General features: G+C 61.6%; 13 protein-coding genes. 9 read left to right on the top strand and 4 right to left on the bottom strand.

What is annotated here, in order from left to right; all coding sequences use genetic code 11:
* The first annotated feature begins 96 nt into the window (after positions 1–96).
* Positions 97–1,383: a PLP-dependent aminotransferase family protein gene (locus AYX22_RS10105; RefSeq protein WP_207597286.1), complete on the top strand. Its 1,287-nt coding sequence runs from the start codon at positions 97–99 to the stop codon at positions 1,381–1,383.
* 497 nt (positions 1,384–1,880) lie between these two features.
* On the opposite strand, the gene AYX22_RS10100 is transcribed toward AYX22_RS10105, so the two are convergent.
* The gene (locus AYX22_RS10100) at positions 1,881–2,915 is read right to left on the bottom strand and encodes a carbon-nitrogen hydrolase family protein (protein ID WP_207597285.1); all 1,035 of its coding nucleotides are present in this window, start codon (positions 2,913–2,915) and stop codon (positions 1,881–1,883) included.
* 186 nt (positions 2,916–3,101) lie between these two features.
* Here AYX22_RS10100 and AYX22_RS10095 point away from each other — a divergent pair, with 186 nt between their 5' ends.
* The gene (locus AYX22_RS10095) at positions 3,102–4,073 is read left to right on the top strand and encodes a helix-turn-helix domain-containing protein (protein ID WP_207597284.1); all 972 of its coding nucleotides are present in this window, start codon (positions 3,102–3,104) and stop codon (positions 4,071–4,073) included.
* Between the two features lie 1,198 nt (positions 4,074–5,271).
* Here AYX22_RS10095 and AYX22_RS10090 read toward each other — a convergent pair.
* The gene (locus tag AYX22_RS10090; protein WP_207597283.1) at positions 5,272–6,213 is read right to left on the bottom strand and encodes a LysR family transcriptional regulator; all 942 of its coding nucleotides are present in this window, start codon (positions 6,211–6,213) and stop codon (positions 5,272–5,274) included.
* Positions 6,214–6,333: 120 nt separating this feature from the next.
* On the opposite strand from AYX22_RS10090, the gene AYX22_RS10085 reads away from it, so the two are divergent.
* The 5 genes from AYX22_RS10085 (at position 6,334) to AYX22_RS10065 (ending at position 10,558) form a co-directional block, all read left to right on the top strand.
* On the top strand, positions 6,334–7,326 hold the full coding sequence (locus AYX22_RS10085) for a DUF1852 domain-containing protein (RefSeq protein ID WP_207597282.1): 993 nt from the start codon (positions 6,334–6,336) through the stop codon (positions 7,324–7,326).
* A gap of 20 nt (positions 7,327–7,346) precedes the next feature.
* On the top strand, positions 7,347–8,393 hold the full coding sequence (locus tag AYX22_RS10080; RefSeq protein ID WP_207597281.1) for a methionine synthase: 1,047 nt from the start codon (positions 7,347–7,349) through the stop codon (positions 8,391–8,393).
* Positions 8,394–8,395: 2 nt separating this feature from the next.
* Positions 8,396–8,968, top strand: a complete 573-nt coding sequence (locus AYX22_RS10075; protein ID WP_207597280.1) for a flavin reductase family protein — start codon at positions 8,396–8,398, stop codon at positions 8,966–8,968.
* Between the two features lie 142 nt (positions 8,969–9,110).
* Complete coding sequence (locus AYX22_RS10070) at positions 9,111–9,317, top strand: hypothetical protein (protein ID WP_242703589.1); 207 nt, start codon at positions 9,111–9,113, stop codon at positions 9,315–9,317.
* Positions 9,318–9,394: 77 nt separating this feature from the next.
* Entirely contained in the window at positions 9,395–10,558 is a 1,164-nt protein-coding gene (locus AYX22_RS10065) for a low temperature requirement protein A (protein ID WP_207597279.1), read from the top strand.
* Here the strand turns inward: AYX22_RS10065 and trxA are convergent.
* The gene (gene trxA / locus AYX22_RS10060; RefSeq protein ID WP_207597278.1) at positions 10,551–10,982 is read right to left on the bottom strand and encodes a thioredoxin; all 432 of its coding nucleotides are present in this window, start codon (positions 10,980–10,982) and stop codon (positions 10,551–10,553) included. The genes AYX22_RS10065 and trxA overlap by 8 nt on opposite strands.
* Between trxA and AYX22_RS10055 the strand changes: the two genes are divergently transcribed.
* Both AYX22_RS10055 and AYX22_RS10050 read left to right on the top strand, forming a co-directional pair.
* On the top strand, positions 10,981–11,307 hold the full coding sequence (locus AYX22_RS10055) for a hypothetical protein (RefSeq protein ID WP_207597277.1): 327 nt from the start codon (positions 10,981–10,983) through the stop codon (positions 11,305–11,307). The genes trxA and AYX22_RS10055 overlap by 2 nt on opposite strands.
* 76 nt (positions 11,308–11,383) lie before the next feature.
* On the top strand, positions 11,384–12,868 hold the full coding sequence (locus AYX22_RS10050; RefSeq protein ID WP_207597276.1) for a multicopper oxidase family protein: 1,485 nt from the start codon (positions 11,384–11,386) through the stop codon (positions 12,866–12,868).
* Between the two features lie 48 nt (positions 12,869–12,916).
* On the opposite strand, the gene AYX22_RS10045 is transcribed toward AYX22_RS10050, so the two are convergent.
* Complete coding sequence (locus AYX22_RS10045) at positions 12,917–13,375, bottom strand: DUF1003 domain-containing protein (RefSeq protein WP_242703588.1); 459 nt, start codon at positions 13,373–13,375, stop codon at positions 12,917–12,919.

Here is a 13,375-nt window from a genome sequence, read left to right as displayed (position 1 = left end):
TGGGACCAGACGACCACTTGCACTGACGCAACAGGCCGTCAGGCAAGGGCACCAGGACACCCGCGAACACGCCGGAGACCCCAGTATTGGAGACGAATGACCCACGAAACATTGGATGCCGGCGCAACGCTGCCCGCTGAAGCCATCGACGCCATTGAGCGGGCCGCCACGGCCGCCCACCCGCACGAGGAACTGTTCTCCGCGCGGGCCGCCAACATCAAGCAATCCGCCGTCCGCGATGTCTTCGACATCTCGATGCGGCCCGGCCTTGTCTCACTCGCCGGGGGCAACCCCTACCTGCAGTCGCTGCCGTTGGAGAAGCTCGGCCAGACCGCAGCCCGCATCATCGCCGAGGAAGGCATGACGGCCCTGCAGTACGGCGGCGGCCAGGGCACCGAAGAGCTCCGTGCCCAGATCTGCGACATCATGGCGGCAGAGGGCATCACCGACGCTGATCCCGGCAATGTGGTCATCACCGCCGGCTCACAGTCGGCGCAGGATGTGGCCACCAAGGTCTTCTGCAACCCCGGCGATGTGGTCCTGGTGGAAAACCCCACCTATGTGGGCGCCTTGAACACGTTCGAGGCATACCAAGTCGAGGTGGCACCGATCGACATGGACGACGACGGCCTGGTACCTGAGCTTCTTGAGGCCAGGATCGCTGCGCTCCAGTCAGAGGGAAAGAACATCAAATTCCTCTACACGATCCCCAACTTCAACAACCCCTCCGGGATCACCCTGGCCGCCGAACGCAGGCAACGGATCGTCGATATATGCCGGGACGCGAACATCATTGTCCTGGAGGACAACCCCTACGGACTCCTGCGTTTCGATGGCCATCCCATCGCCCCGATGCGCGCGGCCAACCCGGACGATGTCATCTACCTCGGCTCCTTCTCCAAGATCTTCGCTCCCGGCCTCCGGATCGGCTGGGCACTGGTTCCCGCGCACCTGCAGCGCCGCTTCTACCTGGCCTCCGAAGCCGTGACGCTCTGCCCGCCGCCACTGAACCAGATGATCGTCTCGGCATATCTCCGCGACTATGACTGGAAAAGCCAGATCGATACGTACCGCACGCTGTACGCGGAGCGGTGCGAGGCCCTGCTCTCAGCGCTGGATGAGTACATGCCCGCCGGGCTTACATGGACCCGCCCGGACGGCGGCTTCTTCGTCTGGGTCACCCTGCCCCACGGCGTGGACACGTACCCCTTGCTCGCCAAGGCCATCGACGCCGGCGTCGTCTTCATCCCCGGCGCAGCCTTCTCCCCCGTCGACGGCCCCTCCAACAAGCTCCGCCTGGCCTTCAGCGCAGTGCCGCCCGATACGATTGCCGAAGGCGTCCGCCGCCTGGCCCCAGTTTTGGCAGAAGCCATCAAGCTCTGACGGATGCGGCCCGGCCGGGAAAGTCCGAGTGCCTGGACTGGCCAAACTACGTCTTCATGTTCCAACCAGGCGAAGAAGGACCGGGTGGGGCTGAACCAATGATTGCGGGAGGGGTACTGGAGGTTACGGGTCGGCGGCCCGACGCTGTTTTACGGCCTCCACGTCGTGGCCCATAAAGCTTCCGGAGAGTTCTCTGTCCGACCCCAAACCCTCATGGCCGGCGTCTACGAATTGGAAGTCACCGTGAGCGGCCGTAGTCGGCGAGCTCCAGAGCAGCACCGATCAGTGCGTCACGGTGGTGTTCAAACCAGCGACCATAAGCCTCGGCGTCGTCCCCATAGGCAATAATGACCTGCTTCTGCGAATCGCGCGGAGTAGGGCGGGTAGGGCGGTATGTAGCTATCGCCTGCCCGCTTCGGGTGCGTCCGTTCGACGGTGAGGTGTATCGGGATGGAAGACTCGATAGCCGGGTCCTGACGGCTGGGGTCAGGAGCCATTTAGAGTTCCGCCATGACTGGAAGCGCTGGCTCTTCTACGTGGCGGAGTTGCTCAGGACTGGGGACGGTATCCGCTGGCAGGACGGCGTCGATGACGGCCCTCCTAGGAGCTTTGTTGAGGACCAGCTGGGTGACATCAGGGCGGGAGTAGTGGCCCGCTGGGTCGGAAATAGCCTTCGACGCTGAAATAAGGCCCAGATCTATCTCAGCGTAGACGAGGCCTTCCTGGTCGTCCGGAAGGGATTCGTGGAGTTGCCGGCCGTCGGGTCCGAAGATGCGGGCATGTCCGCCGCCGGTTTTCAGGAGTGCTTTCTGCGTGTCGGTGGCGCACATCTCGTCGACCATGTCCTGGGACACGGTGGCGCACGGAGCCAGAACGAAGCACTGGCCTTCCACAGCATAGATGCGCGAGGCGGAGGTGTTGACCTCAGGGCCGAGGGCAAAGGCACCACCTTCATATAGGGAAAAGCTCGGCCATGCGGCGACGTGCACCTGCTCGTTCTGGGCGTACATGGCGTACTTGGACAATGGCTGCAGGTGCTCCCAGCAGCAGAGCCCGCCGACGCGCCCCAGCTTGGTGTCCCAGACGGCCAAGTCGCTTCCATCGCCTTCGCCGAAGATGGTGCGCTCCACGTAGGTGGGCTTTAGCTTGCGGCGCTGGGCGATGGTCTGTCCTTCACTGTCAATGAACCATTGAGCGATGTAGAGGCTGCCGCCGTGGCGTTCGCTCAGTCCCATACTGACCATGATGTTGTTGTCCCTGGCTGCCTTCGAGATCCGCTCCGCCTGGGGAGTGCCGTACTCAAGGGAATTATCGAAGTAGCGTTTGGTGTATTGCGGCAGCCACAGGGCTGGTGCGTCGAGCCAGGCGTACCATGGGTACCCCGGGAGCCAGGTCTCGGGAAATGCAATCATCTGCGCGCCGTTGCGTGCCGCGTCCTCGATCAGGGCGATCGTTTTATCGATGGTCTTGTCCAGGTTGAGGAATGCCGGTGCTGCCTGAACGACGGCTGCTTTGAACTGGGCGTGGTTCATTGGGATCTCCTAAAGGATGTGATGCGAGTCATAGAAGTGGATGTGTTTCCACGTTATGTCTCAATTCACAAGGATTCTTGATCGAGAATCGCAGGAACGTTGACTGCGTATGTCACGTTGCACGCACCCCCATCGGCCTCGGCAAACCGGCCCCAGAGTTGGCGCAGGGCGGCGATAAGATGGGGCATGGCCAAGGTTGTGAGCACAGCGGCGGTGTCTCCCCGGAACAGTGTTTCGTTCTGGACGGAGGCCGTTTCTGATACTTTCGTTGACCTCGACTGCAAGGCGGGTGACGGCCGCGAGTCCATAGATGGTGAGATAACCGTCCAGACTCTGGCATCGCTTGATTTGGCCCGTGTCCGTGCTTCCGCGCAATCCGTCCACCGCACACCAGCTGCCATCGACGCTTCCACCGACGACTACTATCTCGTGGGCATCCAAACCGAAGGCTCATGCTTGGTAACCCAGGAAGGCCGCTCGGCCGCCCTCCACGACGGCGGATTCGCGCTCTATGACACCACCCGACCGTATTCGCTGCTGCTGACCGGCCACTTTGAGCAACTTGTGCTCCGCCTTCCACGAATTGCGTTGGAGCGACATTTACCCGAAGCTGCCAGACTCACCGCATTGGCAGTAAACGCGGATCCAGGGGTTGCACGTCTGCTGGTAAATACAGTGCAGTTCCTGGCGAACGATATTGACGTTCTGCCCTCGGATGTCTCTTTATCAGTCTCCCAGGGCGTGGAGCATCTGATTGTTGCCGGCCTGGGCGGCCTCGCCCGTTGCGTCCCGGACGCGCAGCGAGTCTCCCGGCGCAAGCTCGTGCAAGCCCATATCCTCGAAAACCTCGGCGACGAGACCCTGAGCATCAAATCCATCGCAAGAGAGCTTCACCTGTCTCCGAGCAGCATCCACCGCGCCTTCGCAGCGGACGGCGAGACAGTGATGGGCTGGGTCTGGCAGCAACGTCTGAACCGGATCCGGGAGACCTTGTTGACCGGGAGCTATGACGGCACGCTGACGGACTTGTCCCTATCGTGGGGATTCTCAGACCCCGCACACTTCAGCCGGGCCTTCCGCCAGCGGTATGGGCATGCGCCCTCGCAATTGCTTCGACCGATAGCCGAATCCCCTTTCACACCCCCTTCGACCCAGTAGTTGCCACTTGCTCCTAATCTGAATCGCGGTGAGCGCGGTGGGCAGGGCTGCTGGCAACACTTCCAGTGGTCGAGTACATCGGTCCAAGTGCCATTCTTGAAGCCGGTGGAAGCCCTACGCCGAGCGGCGACGCGGTTCCCATACGTTTTCTGAACCGTAAGCGCAGCAGTCGGACGCGGTATAGCGCTGCCGTTAATGGCAGGCGGAACTTGCCGTATGCTCTCCGTCGCGACATATGTGCGCTTATCGGCAGACTGGTCCGCGTCGGCGTGCTCAGCCGACATTCGCGCGAGCTGCAATGTCACGAGCTGCAATGTTCCGTAGGCACCGCTGGGGAGCGGTCGTCTGCGTCGGGCACGCGTCCGGTTTGATTTCGCAGTGCGCTCCCACGACACGGCCAAGACCCGTTTGTTTTCTCGCCCGACGAAAGAACCGAAGTCAGGATCTTTAGTGCAAGTTCCCAAAGTCACATCGTGCGCAGCATCCCTACCATGAAGAGGCGTAGGCCAACCACGACCTATCGGACGAACCAAGAGAGGACCACATAACACCAACTCCAGGAAACAATGACCCCGAAAGGCCGCCATTACTGGCGTGCCCTTCCCGCCACGGCGGTCCTTCTTCTGCTCCTTGCAGGGTGCAGGACCACTCCGTCACGGATTCCCCTACCAGCACCGTGGAGCAGACCATGGGACCAGAACAAGCCCGAACTACCTAGAACGCTTCAACGAGATTCAAGCTCTCGCCCCGGGCGGCTGGACGAAAGTTGCACCGGAAGCACAGGGGGATACATAAGGCGGTAAAGGAAGTCTTTGAGAGCAAAGGGCAAAGAGTCGTACAAACGCAGCTCTCGAGGGCGAACCGAGACCAGACGACCACTGGCTTTGGCGATAGCAAGTTCTCCTTGCAGCTTGGAACGAGCGGCTTCGGTACCACGCTCGGCGGCAACACCCGATGCGTTCCGAATCCCGAGGGCAGATTCCGGTAGCAAGCAACAGACAGGCGAAGGCACCGCGGCCTTACAAGCCCGGCTGGCGTCCTCGGGCTGGACCGCCACCACCTGGAACAGGACGGTTTCCTCGCTCCCCACCCCGGCCATGCCAACGACGAAGTCGGGCATATACGACACCTGCAGCGCGCTCGCCTGAAACAACTAAGTCCAATCACTGAAGGGTAAAGACCCCCCACCCAGCTGCAGTCAGTCGATCAGCGCCACGCCGAACTCCGCCACGACGGCCCGCAATTCCTTCAAATAGCGCTGCGCTTGGTCGGTGAGTGGAATCGCTGCGTGGCCTATCCAGCCGATCTCGATGCGTTCATCAACGTCGAGCGGGATGGCGACGATTTCCGGGTCGAGCTGCCCGCTGATGATGCCGGTCGAGATCGTGTAGCCGTGGAGCCCGATCATGAGGTTGAAGATCGTCGCACGGTCAGAGACCCGGATCTCCTGTTTGCTGGACAAGGTGGAGAGAATCTCCTCGGCGAAGTAGAAGGAGTTGTTCGCACCTTGATCGAAGGTGAGCCGCGGCAAGCCGGCGAGATCGGCGAGAGTCGCACGCTTCTTTGAGGCGAGCGGGTTTTTCCTTGAAATGAAAATGTGCGGATCGGCGAGGAAAAGCGGAGTGAACGCGAGCCCGGACTCCCGGAGCAGCTTGTCGATGATCTTCCGGTTGAAATCGTTCCGGTAGAGAATGCCTATTTCGCTGCGGAGCGTCCGGACATCCTCGATGATGTCCCAGGTGCGTGACTCACGCAGTGAGAACTCGTATTCGGCCACGTCAGTGGCCTTGACCATCCGGACGAAGGCGTCCACCGCGAACGAGTAGTGCTGCGTTGACACCCCGAGCAGACGTCGCCGTGGTGGCCTGCCAAGGTAGCGCTGCTCGAGGAGAGCAAACTGCTCCACTACCTGCCGCGCGTAGCCGAGGAACTCGACTCCGTCGGCGGTGAGGGTGACTCCGCGGGCGGAGCGAACCAGGAGCGCACGGCCCACCCGCGCCTCAAGGTCCTTCATCGCGGCGGACATTGTCGGCTGGGCTACGTAGAGAAGATCGGCTGCCGCGGAGATCGACCCCTCAGCTGCAACTTCGATGAAGTAGCGGAGCTGCTGCAGCGTCAATCCGCTCGAAATCTGGGCCATAGGAAGATTCTATATGAATGCATAGTAACGCCTAGTTACCCGATACCCCTCGGTAGGTTGCACCATGGATACATCACCTTCTGAAAGGCCGTCTCCGGCCCATCAACGGATTGGCAGCACATGGCAGACGACTTCACCTTCAGCATCACCACGACCCCCTTCGACGAGGATTACTCACCGTCGGAAGGCTCGCGGATCACCACGAATTTCGCCAACCTGGCACGGGGCGAGCACCGCCAGGAGAACCTCCGCAACGCCTTGACCATGATTCGGCGCCGCTTCAACGATCTCGCAAGCTGGGACAACCCGGACCGGGACCGCTACACCCTCGCGCTTGAGATCGTTTCCGTGCAGATTGAGTTCACCGCGGAAGGCACTGATCAGCAGTTCCCGCTGTTCGAGGTTCTCGACATCCAGATCGTCGACCAGCTGAATGGGGTCCGTCACCAAGGGATCGTCGGGAACAATTTCTCCTCCTACGTCCGTGACTTCGACTTCAGCGTCGTACTGCCAGCGGCAGCAGCAGAGTCAGGCAAGCCCACCGTTCCCGAGGACTTCGGCGATCTGCACGGCAAACTGTTCCAGCAATTCCTCGACTCCCCCGCATGCAAGGAACGCTTCCCGCAACCGCCAGTGGTGTGCATCAGCGTCTCCACGAGCAAGACGTACCGGCGAACGGAGAACCACCACCCGGTCCTGGGCGTCGAGTACCAGCAGGACGAATTCTCGCTGACGGACGCGTACTTCGCAAAGATGGGGCTGCAAGTCCGCTACTTCATGCCACGCGGCAGCGTTGCCCCGCTCGCCTTCTATTTCCGCGGCGACCTGCTCAACGACTACTCGAACCTGCAGCTCATCGGCACGATCAGCACCATGGAAACATTCCAGAAGATCTACCGCCCGGAGGTCTACAACGCGAACTCCGCCGCCGCCGTCGTCTACCAGCCGAGCCTGGGAGAGCAGGACTACTCACGGACCCAGATCGCCTACGACCGCGTCGAGCGCAGTCAGCTCGCGATCAAGCAGGCTAAGTACACGGAGGAGCACTTCATCACTCCCCACAAGGATCTATTGGACCGGTGGACCGCCAAATACCCCGCTCTCGTCAACTGACCCACGGAGAATCGTCAATCATGAACACACTTTTGCCCACCACCGTTGTCGGAAGCCTGCCGAAACCATCGTGGCTCGCGCAGCCGGAAACTCTTTGGTCCCCGTGGAAACTGGGGGGAGATGAGCTGCTCGAGGGCAAGCAGGATGCTCTGCGCATCGCCATCCACGAACAGACCCGACGCGGCATCGACATCGTCAGCGACGGCGAGCAAACCCGCCAGCACTTCGTCACCACCTTCATCGAGCATCTCAGCGGGGTCGACTTTGAACAGCGCAAGACCGTGCGCATCCGCGATCGCTACGACGCTAGCGTGCCGACCGTCGTCGGAGCAGTGCGCCGCGAACGGCCGGTATTCGTCGATGACGCCAAGTTCCTCCGCGCAACCACCGACCGGCCTATCAAATGGACTCTTCCCGGTCCAATGACGATGGTGGACACGCTCTTCGATGACCACTACAAGAGCCGCGAGAAGCTGGCGTGGGAGTTCGCCGCGATCCTGAACCAGGAAGCGAAAGAGCTGGAGGCGGCCGGGGTGGACATCATCCAGTTCGACGAGCCCGCGTTCAATGTCTTCCTCGATGAGGTCAAGGACTGGGGCGTGGCTGCGCTGGAGAGAGCGGCAGAGGGACTGCGCGCGGAGACCGCCGTGCATATCTGCTACGGCTACGGCATCAAGGCCAATACCGACTGGAAGGCGACGCTCGGCTCACAGTGGCGGCAGTACGAGGAAACGTTCCCGCTGCTTCAGAACTCCAGCATCGACATCATCTCGCTGGAATCCCAGAACTCCCACGTGCCCATGGACCTCATCGAGCTCCTCCGCGGCAAGAAAGTCATGCTCGGGGCAATCGACGTCGCAAGCGAGACCATCGAGACCCCGGAGGAGGTTGCCGACACCCTCCGCAAGGCCCTGCAGTTCGTCGATGCGGACAAGCTCATCCCCAGCTCCAACTGCGGCATGGCACCGTTCCCCCGCGACGTCGCACTGGCCAAGCTGAGTGCTCTCAGCGCAGGAACGAACATCATTCGCGAGGAACTCGCCCGCTCCGTCCCCCGGGTGTCATAACCATGTTTCACGCCTACCCCCCAGACACTTGGGTCGAGGCTCCGAAGCAAAGCTTCCCGTCCTCCCTCTCGGCCGACGAATTCAAAGCACTGTTCCGTGGCCACCCGGGAGGTGTCGCCGTCATCACGGCGGATGCCGGCGAAGGACCGGTGGCACTGACGGTATCGTCGGTCGTGTCAGTGAGTGCGGAACCTCCGTTGCTGATTTTCTCGGTCTCGGCACTGTCCTCTGCCTCTGAGGTGCTTTCACGCGCCGAAACCGTCGTCGTGCACCTGCTGGATGCGCATGACATCGACTTGGCGAAGTTTGGAGCGACCCCCGGCGCAGACCGCTTTGACCAGACGCACCGCTGGTCGACCCTTGCGACCGGCGAAGCGGTTTATGACGATGTCCGGGCGTGGGTGCGCTGCGCCGTCATCAATCGCATGGAGGTGGGGACTTCCACCATCATCGCCGTTCACGCCCTGGAGTCCCGCGTGATGCGTGACGTCCAAGCGGGCGAGGCCGGCGACGCTCTGGTCTACCACAACCGCTCATGGCACCGTCTGGGAGAGCATTCCAAGCACGAAAGCTGAATGCCGCGCCAACAATGCGAGGCAGCAAGCAGAACGACGCGCGACGGCGGGAGCATAACTCCCGCCGTCGTCCTCGTTAACATCGGAGCGTCCAGCAGCCCGAGTGCACGGCTTGGGAGCCTGCCTTCGCCAAGGATCTGGAATGGTGCATGCTCGCGGCGATGCACCGGATCGGCCCCCCAGAGGACGCTCTGCCTCCTTCCGGCTCACCACCCGTCCACTGGATCAAGGCCTGGCCTCAATGCCGACGGACGAGATGCTGGTGGAGCGACGCCGCTGGCACGTGGGAACCGAGCCGCTCTCCCGCGCCTGCAACCTCCTGACGTTTGTGCTGGCTCCCCTCCCTTGACTTTGTTACTGACCACAGCCACAGTTGTCGACAACAGGAGGGGCATCCGTCCATTCCTGGTCCAGTGAAGGATACTCATGGACCGTGCCAGGTCGCTGATGCGCTCCGCGACCTCCGGAGACCGGGTTACCCGCGTGGAACTGTTCTTCGACCTGGTCTTCGTCTTCGCACTGTCACAGCTGTCCCATCATTTACTGGAACATCTGTCCTGGCTGGGTGCCGGGGAGACATTCGTGCTGCTTCTGGCGGTCTACAAGGTATGGGTGTACACCACTTGGTCGGCAACATTGCTGGACAGTTCGCTGCGGGAAGTGCAGTGGATGCTGCTGATCGTCATGCTGGTCACGCTGTTCATGAACGCCTCCATCGACTCGTCATTTGGCGCTTTCGGCTGGCTGTTCGTTGCCTGCTATCTGGCGGTCCAGTTGGGCCGCGGTGCTTGGATACTTACGGCGGGACTGGACAAGACAACGCACAACCATTTCGTGCGCACGCTGACCTGGGGGTGTATGAGCGCGCCCTTTTGGATTGCCGGGGTCTTCTTTGATGCGGTGCTACGGCTAATGATCTGGGGTGTTGCTGCCGCGATTGACCTTCTTGGCCATATGCTGGCTCACCGATTGCCGGGCCGCAAAACCGAAGGAAGCCGGGTTCCGCTCCCGGGAGAGAGGATGTTTGAGCGGTTTGGTTTGTTCTACCTGATCGCGCTCGGCGAGACAATCCTCTCGACCGGCCTGGCAATAGCGGGGAATCTGGAGGACCCTCTGATCTTTGTGACGGGGACTGTAGGTTTGGCTGGCAGCATCGCCATCTGGTGGTGTTACTTCCATAGCCTCGAACGGGACATCCTGGACAAGCTCGCCACGGTCGATGATCATTTTCGGCCGGGCATATTGGCGGGTAACACCTTGTTGATGCTCCTGGCTGGCCTGATCCTTGTGGCTGCGGGCGATCAGCTTGTGATTAGCGATCCGTCCGCCCGTCCGGAACTGTCCACCGTTCTGCTCTTGTTTGGCGGCCCCGCCCTCTTCCTTGCCGGCCGAGGCATTTTTATCCGCCAGGTGTTGGGCCTGCGCCATCCAACTGATCTCATCGGCATCGGCACCTTGGCGGTGCTGGCAGGTTTGAGCCTTCTCCTGCCTGCCTTCGTTGCCGCTATAGGCGCATTGCTTCCCCTCATTGGCGTAGCAGTTGCCGACACCGTAATCCGTCGCCGCCGATTCAAACAGCCAATCAACTGACGCATAGTGCTTCTTCCAACCAGGACCTCAACACCGGCGCGGGAGCCGCGCCGGCCTGTCTCGCGACGATCTTGCCGTCAACGATGACCATCAACGTCGGCACTGCCTGTATTGCAAACCTGGCCGAAAGCTGCGGCGAATGGTCTACGTCGACCTTCACAAGTTTGATCTGCCCGGCTCGTTCGTGTGCCAACGTGTCCAGCACGGGGCTCACCACCCGGCACGGCCCACACCACACCGCCCAAAAGTCCACCAATACCGGAAGGCCGGGCCGCTCGGCGATCGCACTGAAGTCGTCGTCGCCCGCTTCGACCACCCAAGGGAGGTCGTGATGGCAGTTCCCGCAGCGCGGCCGACCGCCGGCGGCGGCTGGAACGCGGTTCGACTTGCCGCATTGAGGGCAATTAATGATGGCTTTGTTCATGAGGTTACGGCCTCCCGTCAGCACCATTGTGCTGTATTCAGCCAGGGGAAACGAGGCCAACAGCGTGGTCGACGGTATTACAGCAGCCCAGGCCCTTGAACGTACCGACGGCAAATCAGTCGCCAGCTATCTGACCAGCCTGGAGCGCTGCCCACCGCCCACCCGCGCAGCTCCCGTCCGAAGACCTCAACGACGTGAACCCGCCTTGGTGTTGGATGTCCGCAGCAAGACCGAGCACAAGGCCCGGCTCGTCGCTGGCTATAGCAGTTCAGCGGTGGCCGTCCCCTGTGGCGCCTCGACCAGGTTCCCGCGAAAGGCACAATGATGGGCTACCGCCAAAGCTCGCGCAGTCAAAATGCGGTATTGCGGCGGATACTGGAAGTACTAGAAGGAAGCAACCAGTGAAACCTTTGACGCGTCGCCAACTGCTGGTGCTGGGTGCAGCAGGGGCCGGCGCTGCGGCCGCCGGAGTTGCCGGGCTCTGGCTGACCACCGGCCCCGGCGCTCAGCCCCTGTACACCCAGGGGCTGGACCTGACCGAACCCCAAGTACTGACCAGCCGTGACCGCGTGCTGGAAGTAGAGCTAGTCGCTGCACCGGCCCAGGTGCAGATCGGCGGGCGGGAAGCTTCGGTGCAGGCATATAACGGCTCCTTGCCCGGGCCCAGCCTGCGGGTCAGCCCTGGCGACACTATCAGGATCTCCCTGCATAACGGGCTGCCGGCACCCACGAACCTGCATGTGCACGGGCTGCATGTCTCCCCGCAGGGCAATAGCGATAACCCCTTTGTCAGCGTTGCCCCGGGCGGAACATTCGATTACGAGTTCACACTGCCTGCGGACCACCCACCGGGCACGTACTGGTACCACCCCCATCACCACGGCCACGCCGCCGACCAGGTGGCGGGAGGTCTTTACGGAGCAATTGTGGTGGAGGACACCGAACCGATTTCGGTCACCCGGGAGAGGTTGATGGTGATCTCCGATTTGTCTCTGGACGCCGACGGCAACCTCGCACGGGCGGACCGGATGCAGCAGGTGATGGGACGCGAAGGGCAGATCGTCTTGGTCAACGGCCAAATCCGTCCACAATTGCGCGCCGCAGCCGGAGAACGGGAACGCTGGCGGATCATCAACGCCTGTCCCTCCCGATACCTGCGATTGTCACTTGCAGGACAGCAGGTCCTCCTCCTCAGCCGTGACATTGGCCGTTTGCCAGAGCCTGAGGGCGTCACTGAGGTGGTTCTCGCTCCGGGGAATCGGGTAGAACTCCTCGTAGAAACCCGCGAAGCGAATTCCACGCTCGCCGCCGCCCCCGTGGACCGCGGCAGCATGAGTCCCATGATGGGCGGCGCCATAGGAGGTGGTACCCAATCCGGTGGAGGCACGCTCGAACTATGTTCTCTGACCGTCTCCCCAATCACGAGCACTGATCTCCGGCCAATAACCAACGGCCGGCCCCTACGCGATCTGCGGAAGGAACCTCTCGCTGCCGCCCGAACACTGACCTTGGGTGCGGGGACAGATTCGGAAATGGGTATGGGCAGCGGACACGGAAGCATGATGGCTTTCACCATCAACGGACGCACGTTCGACCCCGAAAGAGTCGACGAGACGACCTCAGTGGGCACCGTTGAGGAATGGGCCCTGGTCAACACCAGTTCCATGGACCACCCCCTCCACCTGCACGTGTGGCCCATGCAGGTCATCCATGACGGGGACCGCGAAGTAACCGAACCCAGATGGCAGGATGTAGTCAATGTCCCTGCCCGCGGCCGTGTGACAATCCGGGTGGCCTTCGATGACTTTCCCGGCCGCAGCGTCTTCCACTGCCACATCCTCGACCACGAAGACCAAGGCATGATGGCTACCGTCCAAGCCATCTGAGCGACACGTCACAGCCGTATAAACCCACACGGCAAACCTTTGCAACGCCTACTCGTCGCGCGGCAACTGGATCGTCTCCTCGGTTTCGGTGTGAGGGTCCCTCGCGGCGAGCAGCAATGCCCGCAGTTCTTCCAGTAGTTCCAGCTGTTGGCTGTTAATGGCCATAAGCCGGTCGATCTCCGTCTTCGCTTGCACGTCAGTGTCGTAATCGTGCTGGGCCATGGCTGCCGCTATAGCGTCCTGCCTTTTCGCGGCGATGAGCAAGATAGCGCCCTGGAGCCCTGCCAACATGGATAGGAAGAGATTCAGCAGGATGAACGGGTAAGGGTCCCATGCATCCTCGGCCAGCAGGTAGGAATTGACGGCGGCCCAGACCACCATCACCAGGACGTAGCACCCCACGAAAATCCAGCTACCCATGCCATTGCGGAGGTAGTCGGCGGCACGCTCTCCCCTGCTGAGGCCGGCTTGATGCTGACCGTGCCAAGTGTTCTCCCGCTCACTCAT

The sequence above is a fragment of the Arthrobacter sp. D5-1 genome, assembly GCF_017357425.1.
Taxonomy (GTDB): domain Bacteria; phylum Actinomycetota; class Actinomycetes; order Actinomycetales; family Micrococcaceae; genus Arthrobacter.
This window is presented reverse-complemented; position numbering and strand designations above follow the sequence as displayed.

Coding starts and splice junctions, on each gene's coding strand:
- AYX22_RS10070 (WP_242703589.1), top strand. CDS start 9,111: ATGGTGCATGCTCGCGGCGATGCACCGGATCGGCCCCCCAGAGGACGC.
- AYX22_RS10100 (WP_207597285.1), bottom strand. CDS start 2,915: ATGAACCACGCCCAGTTCAAAGCAGCCGTCGTTCAGGCAGCACCGGCA.
- trxA (WP_207597278.1), bottom strand. CDS start 10,982: ATGAACAAAGCCATCATTAATTGCCCTCAATGCGGCAAGTCGAACCGC.
- AYX22_RS10095 (WP_207597284.1), top strand. CDS start 3,102: ATGGCCAAGGTTGTGAGCACAGCGGCGGTGTCTCCCCGGAACAGTGTT.
- AYX22_RS10065 (WP_207597279.1), top strand. CDS start 9,395: ATGGACCGTGCCAGGTCGCTGATGCGCTCCGCGACCTCCGGAGACCGG.
- AYX22_RS10090 (WP_207597283.1), bottom strand. CDS start 6,213: ATGGCCCAGATTTCGAGCGGATTGACGCTGCAGCAGCTCCGCTACTTC.
- AYX22_RS10045 (WP_242703588.1), bottom strand. CDS start 13,375: ATGAGTGAGCGGGAGAACACTTGGCACGGTCAGCATCAAGCCGGCCTC.
- AYX22_RS10085 (WP_207597282.1), top strand. CDS start 6,334: ATGGCAGACGACTTCACCTTCAGCATCACCACGACCCCCTTCGACGAG.
- AYX22_RS10080 (WP_207597281.1), top strand. CDS start 7,347: ATGAACACACTTTTGCCCACCACCGTTGTCGGAAGCCTGCCGAAACCA.
- AYX22_RS10055 (WP_207597277.1), top strand. CDS start 10,981: ATGAGGTTACGGCCTCCCGTCAGCACCATTGTGCTGTATTCAGCCAGG.
- AYX22_RS10075 (WP_207597280.1), top strand. CDS start 8,396: ATGTTTCACGCCTACCCCCCAGACACTTGGGTCGAGGCTCCGAAGCAA.
- AYX22_RS10105 (WP_207597286.1), top strand. CDS start 97: ATGACCCACGAAACATTGGATGCCGGCGCAACGCTGCCCGCTGAAGCC.